Annotated in this window: 14 protein-coding genes; 7 read left to right on the top strand and 7 right to left on the bottom strand. The window is 45.4% G+C overall.

The genetic code is table 11. The annotated features are described in order from the left end of the window. Positions 1-118: 118 nt before the first annotated feature. Positions 119-1228, top strand: coding sequence for an NADH:flavin oxidoreductase/NADH oxidase (locus SDEN_RS08920; protein WP_011496150.1), 1110 nt, complete (start codon positions 119-121; stop codon positions 1226-1228). 156 nt (positions 1229-1384) lie between these two features. On the opposite strand, the gene SDEN_RS08925 is transcribed toward SDEN_RS08920, so the two are convergent. Together SDEN_RS08925 and SDEN_RS08930 are read right to left on the bottom strand one after the other, a co-directional pair. Next, on the bottom strand, positions 1385-4567 hold the full coding sequence (locus SDEN_RS08925) for an efflux RND transporter permease subunit (protein WP_011496151.1): 3183 nt from the start codon (positions 4565-4567) through the stop codon (positions 1385-1387). A gap of 2 nt (positions 4568-4569) precedes the next feature. Beyond that, positions 4570-5778, bottom strand: coding sequence for an efflux RND transporter periplasmic adaptor subunit (locus tag SDEN_RS08930; RefSeq protein ID WP_011496152.1), 1209 nt, complete (start codon positions 5776-5778; stop codon positions 4570-4572). Between the two features lie 152 nt (positions 5779-5930). On the opposite strand from SDEN_RS08930, the gene SDEN_RS08935 reads away from it, so the two are divergent. Further along, on the top strand, positions 5931-6494 hold the full coding sequence (locus tag SDEN_RS08935; protein WP_011496153.1) for a GNAT family N-acetyltransferase: 564 nt from the start codon (positions 5931-5933) through the stop codon (positions 6492-6494). A gap of 115 nt (positions 6495-6609) precedes the next feature. Here the strand turns inward: SDEN_RS08935 and trxB are convergent, their stop codons facing one another. Further along, positions 6610-7563 (bottom strand): thioredoxin-disulfide reductase, encoded by a 954-nt coding sequence (trxB, locus tag SDEN_RS08940; RefSeq protein ID WP_011496154.1) that lies wholly within the window; start codon positions 7561-7563, stop codon positions 6610-6612. A 245-nt stretch (positions 7564-7808) separates the two neighbouring features. Continuing rightward, positions 7809-8678, bottom strand: a complete 870-nt coding sequence (locus SDEN_RS08945) for an AraC family transcriptional regulator (RefSeq protein ID WP_011496155.1) — start codon at positions 8676-8678, stop codon at positions 7809-7811. Positions 8679-8909: 231 nt separating this feature from the next. On the opposite strand from SDEN_RS08945, the gene SDEN_RS08950 reads away from it, so the two are divergent. Beyond that, positions 8910-10079 (top strand): iron-containing alcohol dehydrogenase, encoded by a 1170-nt coding sequence (locus SDEN_RS08950; protein ID WP_011496156.1) that lies wholly within the window; start codon positions 8910-8912, stop codon positions 10077-10079. Between the two features lie 82 nt (positions 10080-10161). Here SDEN_RS08950 and SDEN_RS08955 read toward each other — a convergent pair whose 3' ends face one another. Genes SDEN_RS08955 through SDEN_RS08965 form a run of 3 tightly spaced genes read right to left on the bottom strand, consistent with a single transcriptional unit; the run spans position 10162 to position 14060 of the window. Next, complete coding sequence (locus tag SDEN_RS08955) at positions 10162-12813, bottom strand: MlaD family protein (RefSeq protein WP_011496157.1); 2652 nt, start codon at positions 12811-12813, stop codon at positions 10162-10164. After that, entirely contained in the window at positions 12800-13441 is a 642-nt protein-coding gene (locus SDEN_RS08960) for a paraquat-inducible protein A (RefSeq protein WP_011496158.1), read from the bottom strand. Before SDEN_RS08960 ends, SDEN_RS08955 begins: the two co-directional genes overlap by 14 nt. After that, entirely contained in the window at positions 13431-14060 is a 630-nt protein-coding gene (locus SDEN_RS08965) for a paraquat-inducible protein A (RefSeq protein ID WP_011496159.1), read from the bottom strand. Before SDEN_RS08965 ends, SDEN_RS08960 begins: the two co-directional genes overlap by 11 nt. Before the next feature lie 248 nt (positions 14061-14308). Here SDEN_RS08965 and SDEN_RS08970 point away from each other — a divergent pair, with 248 nt between their 5' ends. The 4 genes from SDEN_RS08970 to prc all read left to right on the top strand — a co-directional run bounded on the left by SDEN_RS08970 (position 14309) and on the right by prc (position 18074). After that, positions 14309-14608, top strand: a complete 300-nt coding sequence (locus SDEN_RS08970) for a YebG family protein (protein ID WP_011496160.1) — start codon at positions 14309-14311, stop codon at positions 14606-14608. A gap of 39 nt (positions 14609-14647) precedes the next feature. Beyond that, complete coding sequence (locus SDEN_RS08975) at positions 14648-15106, top strand: GAF domain-containing protein (RefSeq protein ID WP_011496161.1); 459 nt, start codon at positions 14648-14650, stop codon at positions 15104-15106. Positions 15107-15371: 265 nt separating this feature from the next. After that, the gene (gene proQ, locus SDEN_RS08980; RefSeq protein WP_041406182.1) at positions 15372-15998 is read left to right on the top strand and encodes an RNA chaperone ProQ; all 627 of its coding nucleotides are present in this window, start codon (positions 15372-15374) and stop codon (positions 15996-15998) included. Between the two features lie 24 nt (positions 15999-16022). Continuing rightward, positions 16023-18074, top strand: a complete 2052-nt coding sequence (prc, locus tag SDEN_RS08985; RefSeq protein WP_011496163.1) for a carboxy terminal-processing peptidase — start codon at positions 16023-16025, stop codon at positions 18072-18074. Positions 18075-18232 lie beyond the last annotated feature (158 nt).

Raw genomic sequence — 18232 nt, forward strand, 5'->3', positions numbered from 1 at the left:
GTTCCTTTTTTAATGCCTGAAATTTGATGGTATCAAGCTTCACAGTATGTCGTTATTTATGTATCTTAAAGGGTAAAATCTAGCACATGTTTACGCCCAAAAATTTAAGGAAACCTCGATGAGTCAATTGTTTAGTCCAATAATGTTTGGGCCGCTTAAACTTGCTAACCGGATTGTCATAGCTCCCATGTGTCAGTATTCGGCCATCGATGGGCAAGCCACCCCTTGGCACAGTTTACACTTAGGTCGGCTGGCACTGTCGGGTGCTGCATTAGTGATTCTTGAAGCCACCGCAGTGACGCCTCAGGGCCGAATAAGTTATGCGGATTTAGGCCTTTGGGATGATAACACCCAAGCGGCATTAGCCCAGACACTGGCGACTATCAGGCCTTATACAAACACCTTATTGGCTATTCAATTGGCACATGCTGGCCGAAAAGCCTCTGGTGACAAGCCTTGGCATGGCGGAGGGGCGTTAACAGCCGATAATCCAAATGGATGGCAAACCATAGCACCCAGTGCCATCACCTTTGATGAGTCTCGGCCTATGCCGTTAGCGGCGACCCTTGAAGATATTCAAACTATCATTGCAGACTTTGTCGCTTCAGCTAAGCGGGCGGTAAGCTTAGGGTTAGATGCCATAGAGTTGCATGGGGCCCATGGCTATTTATTGCATCAATTCCTGTCACCACTCTCGAATCACCGTGATGACAGTTACGGTGGCAGTTTAGAAAATAGAATGCGTTTGATGCTTGAAGTCTTTAGTGCCATGCGCGCTGTAGTGCCGGCCACTATGGCTCTTGGGGTGAGAATATCGGCGACAGATTGGGTAGAAGGCGGCTGGACTCTTGAGCAAAGTATCGTGCTTGCCAAGGCGCTGCAACAGCTTGGTTGCGATTTTTTACATGTGAGCAGTGGCGGCTTATCTTCACAGCAAGTCATTCCAATTGAAGCCGGTTATCAAGTGTCTTTTTCTGAAGCCATCAAGGCACAGGTCAGCATGCCTGTCATTGCTGTGGGGCTTATTACTGAGGCAACACAAGCAGAAGCTATCATTAATACTCATGCCGCAGATGCGGTAGCCCTTGCAAGAGGTATTCTCTATAACCCTCATTGGGTATGGCATGCGGCGGAGCAATTGAAAGCGACAGTGAATGTGCCGGCGCAATATTTGCGTTCAGCCCCCCATGGCAGTCAGGCGCAGTTCATTCCTATGAATGTCGACTGAGTAGTATGAGTCTTAAAAAGCGATAAAAAATGCCAGCTGATGCTGGCATTTTTATTGGGTGACTATTAACTCTGTGACTATTAACTCTGTGACTATTAACCCAGTGTCGGCTAATCAAGTAGCCTTTATTCGCGTATTGAATAAAGGTCTAATCGATTAGTTATTCTGGGTATTGGCTGACGTTTCAGCTTCTGGTGAATAAATCCCAATAAGTTTACGCATCATGGCCTTGCTGTCTTCGATAGCTATGTACAAACACGGGATCAAACATAAGGTCACGACGGTTGCAAATAACACCCCAAAGGCTAAAGATACCGCCATGGGGATCACCATCTGCGCTTGCATGCTGGTTTCCGCCATGATGGGCACGAGTCCAATGAAAGTGGTCAAAGAGGTGAGCATAATGGCCCTAAAACGACGACACCCCGCATCGATAACCGCTTGTTTGAGTGGTACGCCAGCTCGGCGAGAGTGATTGACATAATCCACCATCACCAAGGAGTCATTAACCACCACACCTGCGGCCGCTATTATCCCAAACACAGACAGTGCACTCAAATCTATGCCCAGTATGATATGACCCAAGACCGAGCCTATCACGCCAAACGGGATCACTGCCATTATCATCACAGGTTGTAGATAAGACTTGAGCGGAATAGCCAGCAAGCTGTAGATCACCAGTAGGGAGATAATAAAGTCTCGCATCTGAGTATCGGCACTGTCGAGCTGCTCTTGTATGCTGCCAGATACCTCTGTGTGTACCCTAGGATACTTAGCTAACAGCTCAGGCATAAAGTTATCGCGTATGTCTTTGGCAAGCTTAAAGGGCTCTGCCTGATCAGCATCTACCGAGGCCCAAACATTAATAGTGCGATTGCCATTTTCACGGCGAATGCTGTTAACGCCCTGAACCACAGCGATTTCTGCTACTTCAGATAAAGGTAACTCGGCCCCCTGAGAGGTGCGAATGCGCACTTCTTGCACTAAGGCGATGGAGTTTCTTTGCTCTTCAGGGTAGCGCAGCATGACTTTGACTTCTTCGCCGTTACGTAAGATACGCTGGGCTTCAAGGCCGTAGAAACTGTCACCGACTTGGCCTGCGACATTGGCTAAGGTAAGCCCTAGGCTGCTGGCTAAGGGTTTTAGCTTAAACTGCACTTCTTTTGCGCTGGATTGACGACTGTCATTAACATCGCTCACCCCTTTGAGCGAGTTGAGCTTTTCTTTTAACGCCAATGAAGCGGCAACGAGTTGACCCTCATCTTTGCCTTCCAATCTAAAGCTAATGTCACCGTCTTCACGGCCACCACCAAAGAGACTGTCTTGAATGGTGAATGATTTAACACCAGGTATTTTGGGTATGGCTTGACGCCAAAGCTCAGCTACTTCAAAGGTATTAAGTGGTCTAAGTTCGGGATCAACCAGTTTAGTCATGACTTCAGCGCTGGTGCGTCCACGGAGATCAATTTGCATATCTGAAATCATGCTTTGACCGTATTGCTGCTTAAGATCTTCATCGACCTTATACAAGGCACTTTCGATGGTAAGCGCCGCGGCAAGGGTTGATTTTTCCGATGCATCGACATTCATTTCAAGTTTCACCCGCGGGAAATCGTGGGGGATCTTAGGTTGACCGATAAAGCGCACTAGACCACCGGTATACAAGCCGGCACAGATTAAAATTAAGCTGATAAACACCATGATAACCGTGTAACGGTAATGCACTGCTTTGACTAAGCTCGGACGATATACATGGGTGATAAAGTGGCTTAAGTTAACTTCAATTTTACTTTGAACAAAGTTAACCCCGTTTCTGAGCCAATCCAGTGGATTTTTAGAGCCAGGTTTAACGATTTTTGGTTTTTTCATGTGAGCCAAGTGAGCTGGCAAAATCAGCTTAGATTCCACAAGTGAAAAAAGCAGACACAATACAACCACAAAGCCAATGGCTTGGCCGAAAGCGGAGGAAGGTCCATCATCCAAGGTGATAGGTAAGAAGGCGGCGATGGTGGTCAGTACGCCAAACGTCGCTGGCATGGCAACCCGTTTTACACCTCTTATTACAGAGTCGATATTCTGGCCATTCTCTTCACACTCGGTATGGGCACTTTCCCCCATGACGATGGCATCATCCACCACGATACCCAGCACCAGAATAAAGGCAAACAAGCTAATGACGTTAATGGTGACGTCGATAAATCCCATCGGCATAAACAATAAGGTGCCAAGGAAACACACAGGTAAACCCATCATTACCCAGAACGCCAAGCGTACTCGCAAGAATAACGCCAGCATTAAAAACACTAATACGGCACCCGTTTTCATGCTGTCGAGCATTAATTCTAAGCGACCATCGAGGTAGTAAGTCATGTCGACCCAAGGCTCAAACTTAACCCCTTGCGGAAGCACTTTTTGTTTCTCAGCGACATAGTCGCGTATGGTGGCCGCCACTGTGGTGATGCTTTGATTTTTCGCGGCGCCGATGAAGAAAGTGACCGAATTTTTACCATTAAATTTAGAATACTGAATGCCGTCTTCAAAGCCATCATTGACCTTGGCAACATCACCTAAGAGTACGTTAGTCCCATCCTCTAAGGTTACTAATGGTAAGTCTTCAAACTCATAGCCAACATAAGCTTGGTTCTGAACGCGCAAGTTAATGTAGCCATTTTCAGCCTTGATTTGCCCGGCTGACATATTGCGTGAATAACCGCGCACAGCTTCTGCCACATCATTAAAGGTCAGGCCATATTCACGTAACTTGTCTTTACTGACCTCGATGGAAATCTCATAACCCAAGCCGCCATAAAAATCTGAGATATTGACCCCAGGCAGTTGCATTATTTCATCGTGCACTCGCTCGCCCAACTCCTTAAGCTGTCGTTGAGATAAATCACCATAAAGACTTAAGTACATGACTTCTTGTCTTATTTTAATGCGTTCTATTTTTGGACTTTCCATGGTGGCAGGGAAGGTGGAGATAGCATTGATTTCAGACTTAACTTCTTCTAACACTTCTTGCGGATCGTATGAGTCTTCTATCTGAAAATAGCCACTGGCCATATTGCGGTCTGAATAGCTTATTATTCGCTTAAGGCCTTGCACGCTTTCTAGGGCCTGCTCTATCTTAATGGTGATGCCTTCTTCCACTTCTTGTGGCGCCGTACCTGGGTAGCCTGCGCTAAATTCTATCCAGTTGATTTCAACGGCGGGGAAAAACTGCTTACGTATGGTATTGGCGGTTAATAAACCGCCGACTAAGATGATAAACATCAATAAATTGGCAGCCACTGGATTGCGAGCAAACCAGGCAATGAGCCCTTTGTGAGTGTCTTCCATGTTTACTCCTCGTGGCTCATGGCTAAATCTGTGGCGCTAGCCTCTGTAACAGGCTCTTTTTGCAGTATCTTATCAGCAGGGATAGCAAGCTTCATGCCTTCTACCGGATAATCCAGCGCCGAGGTAATAAGGCTCGCGCCATCTTCAATGCCCTCAGCGATGACAACATTGGCGCCTTGTTGGCGGATAATGTTAACGGGTTTATAGCGTAAGGTTTGTTCTGCATCTAAGGTGGCGATTTGGCCATTTACGACAAGGTGGCGGGGTACTACGGCAACATTACCCGCTTGGCTGCCTTCGATTTGTGCGGTGACATAGGTGCCATATCTGAGTTCATTGTTGTGCTGGGATTGAGTCTTTCCCTGTAAACCATAGGGGTCGACAATTTCTGCGATTAAGTAAGTCATACGGCTCTTACTGTCAACAACCCCTTCGCTTCGCACTATCTTGCCTTGCCATAATTGGGCACTGCCGGCTAAGTTACCCGAGAGAGTGACTCTAGCGTTTAAGCCTTTATTTTGAAGATATTGCAGCTCTTTATCTGCTAATGGTAAGCGTACCTCGGCTTTATCTGTACTCAGAATGGAGCCAATTAATGAACCTGTACTCACGTATGAGCCTAAACCAATTTCACGGCTAGCTATCAAGGCATCATAGGGGGCACGAATAACGGTCCGCTCAAGGTTGCGTTGAGCGCGATTAAGACCCGCTTCGGCACTTTTTTGGCGAGCTATTTCTTGAGCAAGTTGAGGTTTACGTAGACTTAACGCGGTAGGGGTACCGTTGGTGATCAGTGCCCATTCTTTCTCAGCGACTTTAGCGTTGGCTTTTTCTTGCACTAGTGCGGCTTTACTGGATGCTAAAGTTGCCTCTGCATCCAATAAATTTGATTCATAATCACTGGGATCGATTTTCGCTAAAATATCCCCCTTCTTAACGAAGCCACCTTTCACAAAGCTCTCTGATAGATAAAGGATTTCACCCGTGACTTGAGAAATTAATTCGGTTTGATATTTAGCGCTGACCACACCATAAGAACTGACGGAGAATGTCATGGATTGGTAGTCTATGGCTTCAATCGACACTAACGGCGTATTGTCCACTTTAGGTTTTTCCGCAGGAGGTTCTTTTAATGCTGAAATCCCGATAAGTCCTGCGATGCCTACAGCTATCACTGCAATAGGCAATATAATTTGTTTTTTAGTCGCCACAACACGTCCTCTTGTTAAGCTTATGTGTTTTTGTTGTTAGTTCTGCAAAGCCATGTAGACCAGCGTAATGTCAGTATGATAAAGGAAATTTTGTTATTGTGTGCTGCCAATATGTAAATGTGTATGTCCTATTTAGGGAGAAAAACATCAAGATGCGTAAATTATCTACAACTCGATTCGAATTGACATTAATGACCCTGGAAGAGAAAGCCCTGTTGTTTGAATTAGATCAAGACCCCGCCGTGATGGAATTCATTAATGGTGGTAAGCCAACGTCTATGGTGGATATAGAAGAAAAGTTTATTCCACGGCTCGCATGCTACATAAACCCCGATAAAGGCTGGGGCCTGTGGAAGGTAGTAGGAAAAGACTGCATAGAGAATCAAGGTAATAGTTTAGCCGGAGTGTTTCTAGGCTGGATTTTAGTGCGGCCGATGGGATTTTTCACCGACAGTCCGCGTTTTGATGATATAGAGCTGGGTTGGCGCTTTAAGCAAGTATCATGGGGCAAGGGCGTGGCCACAGAAGCAGCCAGTGCCGTGGTAAACTATTTAACGACTCAGGATCAGGTTAACTCTGTTTCTGCTATTGCGGTGGAAGAAAACCTAGGTTCCATCAAGGTGATGAAAAAGTTAGGTATGACTTTCGTGAAAAAAGCCCCAGAACCTGAAGGACACACAGATACTGAAGTGGTGTTTTATCAACGTGCGCTTTGATACTCCCAGTGTTCTGGGAAATATAACCCCCTCTTGCAGTAATAAAAAAGCCAGTCAATTACGACTGGCTTTATTGTGATTTTATCGTTTATACAGCAGATGTATGAACTTAGGGCTACTTTTTAGCGTCCAAATAACGCTCAGCATCTAATGCGGCCATGCAGCCTGTACCTGCAGAAGTGATGGCTTGACGATAATGTTGATCCATCACGTCACCACAAGCGTAAACACCTTCTATGCTGGTTTGAGTGGCATTGCCTTGAAGACCGCTGTTGACTTGTAAGTAACCGTGCTTCATCTCTAGCTGGCCTGCAAATATGCCTGTATTTGGACTGTGACCGATAGCAATGAATACACCGGCAACCGCTAAGTCTGTGACTACGCCATCTTTAGTGCTTTTCTTTCTAAGACCTGTAACGCCCATGGCATCACCAGTCACTTCTTCTAGAGTACTGTCTAAATGAAGAATAATATTACCGTTCGCCACTTTATCCATTAAGCGGTCGATTAATATTTTTTCAGAGCGAAAGCTGTCGCGGCGGTGAATTAAATGCACTTCTGAAGCGATATTGCTCAAATACAAGGCTTCTTCAACGGCAGTGTTGCCACCGCCTACTACAGCAACCTTCTGGTTGCGATAGAAAAAACCATCACAGGTTGCACAAGCTGAAACACCGCGGCCCATGAAGGCTTCTTCCGAAGGCAAGCCTAGGTATTTAGCAGATGCCCCCGTTGCAATGATTAAAGCATCACAAGTGTATTCACCGTTGTCACCTTTTAGGCGAAACGGGCGCTCAGTCAGTGTGACTTCATTGATGTGATCGAACAGGATTTCGGTATCAAATTTTTCGGCGTGCTTTTGCATGCGCTCCATTAATGCAGGACCTGTTAAGTCATCGGCATCACCTGGCCAGTTTTCGACTTCGGTGGTGGTTGTCAATTGACCACCTTGCTGCATCCCTGTGATCATCACAGGCTTTAAATTTGCGCGTGCAGCGTAAACCGCAGCGGTGTAACCAGCAGGGCCTGAACCTAAGATTAGAAGGTTACTATGACGAGCTTCACTCATTTTTTATTCTCCATGGGCATGCCTTAAGCAATTTGCATGGGATTGTAGGGAATTTACCGCCTTGGGTAAAGACCAGCACAGATAACAAAAACGATTGAAATAATCTGAACTGTCAATTAAGCACACCAAAGGTCGTCTTTTATAGAATATGGCTAGTTGCGTCTTAACGTATATTTGAAATACATTGAGCATAACAATGTCAATAAGGACATTAATTATGCAATAGCGAATATGTCATTTTCAATTTATTGGCGTGCACATTCGCCTGGGCTTTGGTTGAAATAGCGCTTAAACTCTCGGCTAAATTGGGCTGTGCTTTCATAGCCGACTTGAGTTGAAACCTGTTTCACTTTCAGTTGTTGCAATTGCAGTAATTCTTTGGCTTTGTTTAGGCGAATTTTTTTTAAATATTGTATTGGCGATGATGCGGTGACTTCTTTAAAGCAGCGATGAAAGGCTGATGGGCTCATGTTCACAAGTCCTGCTAGGGTGTCGACTTCAACGGACTCACCATAATGTTTATGTATGTAGCTCAGTGCCTTTTCAACTCGTGAAAGTCGGGTATGGCTTAATGAAAGGGCATATAAAGGACTCGCATTGGGGGCATCTAACAATCGATACAAGAGTTCAAGTACTAGGGCGCTGCCCATAATACTGGCTTCCAGTGGGGATTGCAGAGCTTGTAACAGCCTTAACAGGCTGCAATCCATGTCTGCTGTGTTTTCAGCCACAAAAAAGCCGCTCTGGCGTGACTCATTGATATCTTTGGGGATTTTATTGTGCTCATCCATTAAACGTATAATGTAATTGAGTTGCACTAAATCAATATCCAGCATCAAGACCAATACCGGCTCAGCTTCACTGGCAAAGGTTTCACACTCGACGGGCAGGGGCACTGTCATCACCAATGAATGCTGCCTGTCATAATCAAAGCTTTGATTATCAAGATAAACGCGCTTCTTGCCTTGACCCACAAACAATACTCCCTGTGAATAACACATGGGTCCACGGGAGCCATATTTAGCGCTTTTAAAGATATTCACTCCTGCTAAGTGGGTTTTATTCACGCCTTCATGGGGCGCTAATTGAGCCATTAACCGTGCTATTTCACTCATACCTTCGCCTAGATGCTTTATTTGATACCATTGTATCCATAAAGCAGTAAAGTGCACTAATTATGCTTATTAATTTATCAAAATAGACAAAATAGGTAGGAATAGGCATGCTTGCAATAGTTATGTGTCTGTTGGTTTTGCAGCAAAAGGCTATGATAGTGCCATGAACTATTGCAGGCCCTTATGGAAACCTGCACACTTTTTGAATCTTAGCTAAGAAGGCCGCTATTTATGCTTAATTTTAATTATCGCAATCCTACCCATGTTGTTTTCGGTAAAGACCGAATGGCAGAACTCGATCAATTAGTGCCTGAAAATGCGAGGGTATTAATCACCTACGGCGGCGGCAGTGTGCAACGTTTTGGCACCTTAGATAAAGTCAAAGCTGCATTAGGTAATCGAACCGTATTTGAATTTGGCGGTATTGAAGCTAATCCTAAATACGATACTTTGATGAAAGCCGTTGAAGTCGCACGGGCTGAAAAAATAGACTTTTTATTGGCAGTAGGCGGCGGCTCTGTGATGGATGGGACTAAATTTATCGCCTTGGCAATAACGTTTACCGGTGACACAGCAAGCCTATTACACCATGGATTCAATCCAGTGCCAGTGGCCAATGATAAGGTTATTCCACTTGGGGTTATCGCCACGCTGCCGGCAACAGGATCAGAAATGAATGCCTTTGCGGTAGTGAGCTATCAAGGGGGTAAGTACCCCATGAATCACCCCAATGTGTACCCAACATTTGCTATGCTTGACCCTGAGTTAACCTTTAGCTTGCCAAAAATTCAAGTGGCCAATGGGGTTGTGGATGCGTTTGTCCATGTGCTCGAGCAGTATGCCACTTATCCTGTGGATGCTCGGGTGCAAGATCGCATGGCCGAAGGCATTATGCGTACCCTTATCGAAATTGGTCCCATCACGGTTGCAGAACCAACCAACTATGATGCCCGCGCAAACTTAATGTGGAGCGCGACATCGGCCCTAAACGGCATGATAGGCACAGGCGTGCCCATGGATTGGACCACTCACATGATAGGACACGAGCTGACGGCCTTATTTAATATTGATCATGCTCAAACCTTAGCCGCTGTGTTGCCCTCGGTATGGCGAGTGTTAGCCACGCAAAAGCAGGCTAAATTGCTGCAATTCGCTGAGCGTGTGTGGGACATTACTGCCGATGAGGGAGATGAAGCCTATCGTGTTGAGCAGGCCATAGCGAAAACAGAAGCTTTCTTCCAGCAAGTTGGCTTGCCTACACGCCTTCGTGATCATGGAGTGACGGTAGCGCAAATTGATGCTGTGATTGATGCATTAGCAGCCCATGGCATGACAGCCTTGTCTGAAACCGGCAAGGTAGACTTAGCCGCTAGCCGTCAAATTTTAGAGATGGCGTGGTAATCATGTCCAAGTTCTAAAAAAGCCGCATTGTGCAATAGCATAATGCGGCTTTTTGTTGCGTCAAATTGGGGGCGATGGGAGATTAACGGGCTTGTTGCGCCGGCTCCCAAGTGAGCCATTGTGGATCGAAATCTTGTTGAATTGGCAGGGTGCTGCCCGAGATAAGGGTATTGCTTTCCTGAGTCACTTCTTGAGTCACGACGCCTATCCCCCCAGCCAGTATGGACTCTAATGATCCCGTTTCAATTTGCGCGCCTGAAAATAAACCCACGTCTATCTTAATACCAGAGGTATTCCAAAACAGACTCGTTTGATTGACAAGGTGTGCGTACTGCCCCTGAATGTGAGCAAACAGTTGTACCTTATTACCGGTTTCATTGAGCTGATAACCATCTATTTGACCAATAGGGATGCCGCGATAGAAAATTTGAGTCCCCGCCTTTAACGAACCTAATTTAGTGTCTTCTAAGGTGAAGGTCAGCGCATCCTCGGCAAGATTTGCATAGTGACTGGCTTGATTGTGCACCTTGAAGTGTTGGGCTTCATCTGTGTTAATACCGGGTGATACGGCAAGGTAGGCCCCGGTAATGAGGGTTTGTGGTGCCTTGATCCCCACTAAGGAAATTTGCGCATCGACAATATAGTACTCGCTGTCGCTGCGACTAAAATGTTGCGCGTATTCACCGTATAAATAGGCCTTAGCCGTTAACTCATTGAGACTTGGACTGAGTTTAACACTCTGCACTTGACCGATTTGATGTCCTTGAAAGCGAATGGCGGCTTTAGCATTGATGTTAGCCGTGGCGGACAAGGTTAGGCTGATGGCTTTGGCTTGCACTAATGCCAGATGGCGGTCTTCATATAAGATTTCAGCTTGGGCTATTTCGGCCTGAGGTAGAGCCTCTTGATTAGCCACAAAGCCTAAACTAATGCTGCCCTTGATGGCGCCAGCCAGTGGCGCAATATCAAACTCAACTCCCGCAAGGCTTGCATCCACAGACACGGCTTGATTGCGCCAAAATACCCGATTGGGTTTAAGTAAGGCATTAAATTGTTTGTCGATAGCCAGTTTTACCGCAAAGGTGTCGCTGGCGGCTTGCCAAGTGATGCTTTCCACTTCGCCTATGGCCATTTTCTTATAGTAAACGGGCGCGCCAGCACTTAAGTCAGCGCCATCGTGACTTAAGAGGGTTAGGTGGACTTTATTGGCTTTATCTTGTTCTTGCTGCGCCGCAGCTTGGGATGCAAACAAGTGAAATTGACTCTGTTTTGTTAGCTGTTTGCTTTTCCCCGGAATAAGGCTGATGGCGCCTTCTACTAAGGTGGCTAAATCTCGGGTTTGCACTTCAATACCCTCTAAAGAGGCACTGATTTTAACGGCTGACTCGGGGATGAAATAACTGCCTTGGGTTAACAATGAAGAAAATTCAGGTAAAATTTCAACTTGATACTCGACTTGCTCAAAGTTTTTACTCAGAGACACTTGGTTGACTTGTCCTATGGGCAACTGCCTAAAACGAATTTGAGAGCCGGCTTTTACGCCATTATTTTCTTTAGCTGTCACGGTAATAAAACGCTTTTTTGCCCAGAGTAAATCAGGCGCATTGGTTTCAAGTGCGAAGCTGTTTTTAGTGCGGTCTTGTGAGGCGCCGGGGAGAATATTGACCACATTACCTGTGATTAAACGTGCCGCATGCTTAACTCCTGACAAAGAAATTTCAGCTCCAGAAAGCCAGAAACGGCTATCACTGCTAAGCAGGGCTTGATGCTCAGCATTGAGTTCAGCGGTTAAAATCACCCCAGTATCGCTGAGTTTTTTATCTATTACAGTGCCGACTGTGATGCCGCGATAAATAATGGCGGCCCCTTTGCCAACATTTTCCGCATCCTTGGCGGTAAGAGTGAATCTATGACCGGTTAATGCTTGGGCTTCATCGGCAAATAGCAAGAAACTGTCACCATTCTCGGCTATATCTTGATCTTCTTCTGAGTCAAAACTTATTCCACCTGCCAGCAGGGAGGCAAGGCTCTCAGTGTTGATTTTTATGCCAGAAAGGGAGGCGTCGATAGAAAGCCCTGAGACGTTCCAAAAGCGTGAGTTCTTTTTGACAAGCTGTGCATATTGCTCCTGAATAAACACGCTGATAACGATGAGCTGACTGTTCTCGAGGCGATAACTCACCACACTGCCAACCGGAATTTGATGGTAAAACACTTGGGAGCCCACATCGACAGAGCCAAGCTTCTTACTGGTTAACTCAATCACTAAACCTTCACTGCTGGGGAGAATGCTCGGGGTTTCACGTTCGGCTTCAAACTGAGTGGCAGAGCGACCACTGCCTGGTTGCAGGGCAATATAATTACCAGAGAACAGAGCATCTAGGCCTTCAACCCCTGTGATACTGGCTTTGGGTGTCACCAGCCAAAATAGGGTGTCTTTACGCAGAAAGGGATCGGCGCGATAATCCATCAACACTTTGACATTCACCCCTTTGAGATCGTCATCTATGCTGATGTCACTCACTTTACCCACAGTAAGACCTTGATATTTTACTAAGGTTTTTCCTACGTCTATGCCAGTGGCACTAGGGAAATGAATTTGGATTTCAATCCCAGACTCGCGAATGCTCTTAACGCCAAGCCAGCCCCCGAGAATAAGGGCCACGATAGGCAGTAACCAAATCGGCGAAAACAGTTTCTTCTTAACAACTTTGGGTGATTCAATGTGTGTCATTATGAGTTTCCAAGCGATCCCAGAGTAAACGAGTGTCTAACACTTTTGCAGCAAGCTGCGTGAGTAAAATAACCAGTGCAAAGGCGGTGGCAGCAGGGGCAGGCTTGGCATCCAAGAGTTGTCCCATATTGACTAAAGCAACCGTGAGCGAAATTACAAATAAATCTAGCATGGACCAGCGACCAATCCATTCGATAATGTGGAACCCCACCATCATTTTGCGTTTGGAAATGGGAATATTGTAGCTAATGGCGCAAAGGTAAGCGCCTAAGCCAAAAATTTTAAGCCAGGGCACTAAAATACTGGCGGTAAAGACGATGACGGCTATGGGGTAAAGCTCAAGGTGCACTAAATGTGTTATTCCGCTCAAAATAGTGTCGTGGGTCACCTTACCCTGATTGGTTAAGGTGGTAATAGGGTAAATATTGGCAGGGATCAATAAAATGGCGGCGGTGATCAGCAGTGCCCAACTTTGTTGCAAACTAGCCTTATTGCGGGCAACGATGGGACTATCGCAGCGGGGGCAGTGAGTCTGACTGGTTTTGTTAAGCTTTCTACACACAGTGCAAATACACAAGCCCAAGGTCAAGCCTAAGGTCGATTTTGTCGCGGGTAGATCATTGTCCATGAGTGAGACTCCACATATGTTCTAGGCTGTATTCACGTTGCAAAAACAAGGCAACCAAGAACAGCATAGTGAAGCAAAAGGTGCCGAAACCGAAAAAGATATCGGCAAAATCTGACAGCTGAAAAGCAGAGACTAAAAAACTTATCACATAAATCTCCAGCATGGTCATCTGAGAAATCATGCCATGGTGCCTTAATAGTAGCTTGTAGACTCCTTGCCAAAATTGCCCTGTAAAGTTGAACTTGATAATAAGAATTTGGCTTAATATGGATAAAATGAGCAGGCCAGGGGCCACCACTGCCGCGGCCAATACCGCAAGACCCACCACCCAATAACCTTGCGCCCAAACCGAAAGCGCGGCTTGCAGCACAGTCGTTGTGCGCACACTACCTAAAAATTGTATTTCAAGTACAGGCAATAAATTGGCAGGAATATAAAAAACTAGCGCGGTAATGCAAAGGGCTAGCATGCCATTGAGTGAACAATAGGGGGCATCATACAGCACGGTATGACAGCGAGGGCACAGGGCCCTTACGCTAGAGGGTAATGCACGCTTGCGAACCGCTAAGTCGCAAGAGCGGCACAGGACTACACCATTAGGTTCACGAGTTTCTTGCATAAGTACTGATCAATTATCCGCAGTTGATATCGGAGCACGATAGCTCTGATAGCATAGATGAATGCCTTTTCACCAGTAATGGGTTAAAAGCGCGCGTAACTCGATAAAGATATTTATTTCCTACAGCCTGATTTTACTAAAGAATACTTATAGGTGATAAATGATATCAGAATATATGAAACACTTGCATATTAACTTAAGGATGTGACACTCTACGCACTGTATATAAAAACAGTAAGAGGTGAGGCATGGCTGTCGTTACACAATTTGTCGTGGTCAGAGAAGGGGTAGAGAAGATGACATTCACATCGAAAAAGGAGGCTGATGCCTACGATAAGATGTTAGATATCGCTGATAACCTGATCCCATTCCTGTTAGAATCCCCATTAACGCTAGATGAAGCCCAATGCGAACAATTGGCCTTTTATATGGCGGAGCAAAAAGACGCGTTATCCGGTCTACTTAAAGGGGCAAGTCCTGCGGTGGCGCAGAGTAAAAGTGTAACCGCTAAAAAGCCCGCTAAAAAAGTGGCCGATAAAGAATCATAATGTTGGCGTCAATGCCACAGTTTAGGAGTAGAGCGAGCGATGAAAGCTGATTTTTACGATACCTTAGATCGTCAAGCCAGTGCGTTATTAGCAGGAGAAGACGATGTTATTGCAGCGATGGCAAATTTTTCAGCCTTGCTCAATGAGTCTCTTGAGGATTTAAATTGGGTTGGCTTTTATATCAAACGTGAGGACCAACTAGTGCTAGGGCCATTTCAAGGCAAAGTGGCCTGCACCCGTATTCAATTAGGCAAAGGGGTCTGTGGTAATGCCGCAGCGCAAAATATCACCTTAAGGGTGGCGGATGTTCATCAATTTGAGGGTCATATCGCCTGTGACAGTGCTAGCAATTCGGAAATTGTTATCCCAGTTCGCCGTGGAAATGAGGTGATCGCCGTACTTGATATTGATAGCCCTTCGTTCGACCGATTTGACAGTGAAGATCAACTTGGCCTCGAAAAGCTGGTTAAAAGCTTAGAATCTTGCTTATTTGCTTAATAAGCGAGCAATATTGGCTAAATCTAGGTCGCTTTCGCTGCCATGAACCTTATAATATGTCGCGATAGATATTTGAGCTGGATTTCTTGATTGGCTATGAATAAGCTAATGAGTCACTTAGGATAATTTGTTAAGGTTTGTTTCAGAGACTTTAGCTATCGCGCACTAAGTGCTAATTTGTACGTTGAGCACAAGCTTGGCGAAGATGAACGACTGCAGGCAGCAAGTTTTGCCTAAGGTCCCCTTATTTAACGTGGAAGTAAAAATGGAATCAACAGACAAGTTGACCGACACCAACGCAATTTTAGCGTATTTATACGAAACATTTCCTTTATGCTTTATTGCAGAGGGCGAGACTAAACCATTAAAAATCGGTTTGTTTCAAGACTTAGCTGAAAAGTTGGCTGATGATTCTAAAGTCAGTAAGACACAACTTAGGGTTGCACTGCGTCGTTATACTAGCAGCTGGCGTTACCTTAAAGGCGTTAAGCCTGGCGCTCAACGTATTGATTTAAATGGTGTTGAGTGTGGTGAGTTAGAGCAAGAGCATATAGATCATGCTCAAGCGACACTCAAAGAAAGCCAAGAAAAAGCCAAGGCAAAGCGTTTAGCTGTAGCTGCTAAAAACCCAGCTAAAAAGCCTGCCAGACCGGCTAAAAAAGCCGCCGCTAAACCACAGGTTAAGAAAGAGCGAGCGCCCGCAAAAGTGGCGCCAGTGGTTGAGCTGGTTCCTGCTAAACTTGAAGAACTTAAGCAAAAGCAGCGCGTTAATATAAAATTAGGTCAAAACCCAGTTTCAGGTGTGATTACTGATATTAATAAAGAAGATGTGCATGTTCAGCTAGACACTGGCTTAACTGTCAAGGTACGTGTTGAGCACATATTATTATAATGTTCTAAAAGGAGTAACTTGTTGATGGGAAAACTTACCTTAGCCGTGTCGATTGCCGCTTTGTTTGCTGGATTACCAGCGTGGGCATTTGAACCAGCGATTCAAATCAGCGAGTTACCCAGCCTGTCTCAGGAGCCACAGCATAAAGTGGCGAGCAAGCGCGTAGCCGGCTTATTTACTCGTTCGCATTATCATAGATTTTCCCTCGATGATGCGTTTTCTGAACATATCTTTGACTTGTATATAGAGCAGCTCGACTATCGTCGCAATGTGATGACTCAAGCTGATGTGGACAGTTTCTCCCAATACCGACATGAATTTGATGACATGGTGACCAGTGGCGAGCTAGCACCAGCGTTTAAGATGTTCGATATGTTGCAAAAACGCCGCTATGAACGTTTTGCCTATGCATTGAGTTTGCTAGATAAAGACAAGCCTTTTGATTTCACCTTGGCTGACGACAAATATCAATTTGATCGTGAAGATGCGCCATGGGCTAAAAATGACGCTGAGTTAAATGAGCTTTGGCGGCAACGGGTGAAATACGATGCGCTTAACCTTAAACTTACCGGTAAAGAATGGCCCGATATTGTCGACGTATTGCAGAAACGATATAACAATGCTATCAAGCGTTTAAGTCAAACTCATAGCGAAGATGTATTTCAAGCGGTAATGAATGCCTTCGCTCGTAGCGTTGAGCCACACACTAGCTATTTATCGCCACGTAATGCAGAACGCTTCCAAATGGAAATGAATCTAAGCCTTGAGGGCATAGGCGCAGTATTGCAAATGGATGATGATTATACCGTCATTAAAAGTTTGGTGGCTGGCGGACCTGCGGCCTTAAGTGAAAAACTGTCACCTGAAGATAAAATCATAGGTGTCGGCCAAAAAGGCAAAGAAATTGTCGATGTTATTGGTTGGCGATTAGATGACGTGGTGGAACTCATCAAGGGCCCTAAGGGCAGCGAAGTAGTGCTGCAAATTTTGCCTAATAAAGGCGGCGCTAACGCTAAAACCTTTGAAGTCATGATAACCCGCGACAAAATTCGCCTTGAAGACAGGGCGGCAACCTCTAAGATTATTGAACCTACTGAGGGTGAATACGCCAATCGTAAAGTGGGTGTTATTCAGATCCCAGGTTTTTACATGAACCTGTCTCAGGATGTGACCAAAGAATTGGCTAAGCTCAACGAAGCTAAAGTTGAAGGTGTAGTCGTCGACTTACGGGGCAATGGCGGCGGTGCATTAACCGAAGCCTCGTTATTAACCGGCTTGTTTATCGACCAAGGTCCAGTGGTGCAAATTCGTGATGCCAATGGGCGTATTAATCCCAATGGTGATAACGACGGCGTGACTGTCTACGATGGTCCGCTGACCGTGATGGTTGATAGATACAGTGCCTCAGCATCTGAGATTTTTGCCGCAGCATTACAAGATTACAAGCGTGCCTTGGTTGTCGGTGAGTCTACCTTCGGTAAAGGCACAGTACAGCAGCATAAGAGTCTTGGCCGTATTTATGACATGTACGACAAGCCAATAGGCCACGTGCAATACACCATAGCCAAGTTTTACCGCATCAATGGCGGCAGTACACAGCTTAAAGGGGTAACGCCAGATCTCGCCTTCCCTAGTGCCTTAAATGCCGGTGAATACGGTGAGTCTGAGCAGAAGTATGCCTTACCTTGGGATAAAGTACCGGTCGCTAAGTACTCGACGTTAGATCAGGTGAATTCAGAGTTGGTGAATGTACTGCATACTAAACATCAAGGCCGTGTCAGTAAAAATGTTGAGTTTGGTTATATTTATCAAGATATTGCTGAATATAAAAAACATCATGAAGACACCACCATTTCTTTGGTTGAAAGTGAGCGTTTAGCTTCACGTGCCGAAGATGATAAACGCTTGTTAGACAGAACCAATGAACGTCGCGTCAAGTTAGGTAAAAAAGCCGTTGCCTCTATGGATGACATCGAAGATGACATAGTCGCTCCAGATGCGTTTTTAGATGAAACTGTCTACATTACGTTAGACATGGTGGATTCAGCAAAAGTCGCTAATAACAACGTGAAATAAGCTATTCTGCCAATAAAAACGCGCTAATTAGCGCGTTTTTTATTTTCTCACTATTGCGGCTTAAGCATCGCATTAGGTTAACGATAAAGAAAAACTACAATCTTAAGCAAACACACGCGCCTTAAGCTGTTATCAATTTCAGAGCATCAAGAGCACAG

Origin of the sequence: Shewanella denitrificans OS217 (genome assembly GCF_000013765.1) — a bacterium.
GTDB classification, from domain to species: domain Bacteria; phylum Pseudomonadota; class Gammaproteobacteria; order Enterobacterales; family Shewanellaceae; genus Shewanella; species Shewanella denitrificans.

What these genes read in the sequence shown, in the direction of transcription:
- SDEN_RS08920 (WP_011496150.1), top strand. Translation starts at nt 119, where the DNA reads ATGAGTCAATTGTTTAGTCCAATAATGTTTGGGCCGCTTAAACTTGCT.
- SDEN_RS08925 (WP_011496151.1), bottom strand. Translation starts at nt 4,567, where the DNA reads ATGGAAGACACTCACAAAGGGCTCATTGCCTGGTTTGCTCGCAATCCA.
- SDEN_RS08935 (WP_011496153.1), top strand. Translation starts at nt 5,931, where the DNA reads ATGCGTAAATTATCTACAACTCGATTCGAATTGACATTAATGACCCTG.
- trxB (WP_011496154.1), bottom strand. Translation starts at nt 7,563, where the DNA reads ATGAGTGAAGCTCGTCATAGTAACCTTCTAATCTTAGGTTCAGGCCCT.
- SDEN_RS08945 (WP_011496155.1), bottom strand. Translation starts at nt 8,678, where the DNA reads ATGAGTGAAATAGCACGGTTAATGGCTCAATTAGCGCCCCATGAAGGC.
- SDEN_RS08950 (WP_011496156.1), top strand. Translation starts at nt 8,910, where the DNA reads ATGCTTAATTTTAATTATCGCAATCCTACCCATGTTGTTTTCGGTAAA.
- SDEN_RS08955 (WP_011496157.1), bottom strand. Translation starts at nt 12,813, where the DNA reads ATGACACACATTGAATCACCCAAAGTTGTTAAGAAGAAACTGTTTTCG.
- SDEN_RS08960 (WP_011496158.1), bottom strand. Translation starts at nt 13,441, where the DNA reads ATGGACAATGATCTACCCGCGACAAAATCGACCTTAGGCTTGACCTTG.
- SDEN_RS08965 (WP_011496159.1), bottom strand. Translation starts at nt 14,060, where the DNA reads ATGCAAGAAACTCGTGAACCTAATGGTGTAGTCCTGTGCCGCTCTTGC.
- SDEN_RS08970 (WP_011496160.1), top strand. Translation starts at nt 14,309, where the DNA reads ATGGCTGTCGTTACACAATTTGTCGTGGTCAGAGAAGGGGTAGAGAAG.
- SDEN_RS08975 (WP_011496161.1), top strand. Translation starts at nt 14,648, where the DNA reads ATGAAAGCTGATTTTTACGATACCTTAGATCGTCAAGCCAGTGCGTTA.
- proQ (WP_041406182.1), top strand. Translation starts at nt 15,372, where the DNA reads ATGGAATCAACAGACAAGTTGACCGACACCAACGCAATTTTAGCGTAT.
- prc (WP_011496163.1), top strand. Translation starts at nt 16,023, where the DNA reads ATGGGAAAACTTACCTTAGCCGTGTCGATTGCCGCTTTGTTTGCTGGA.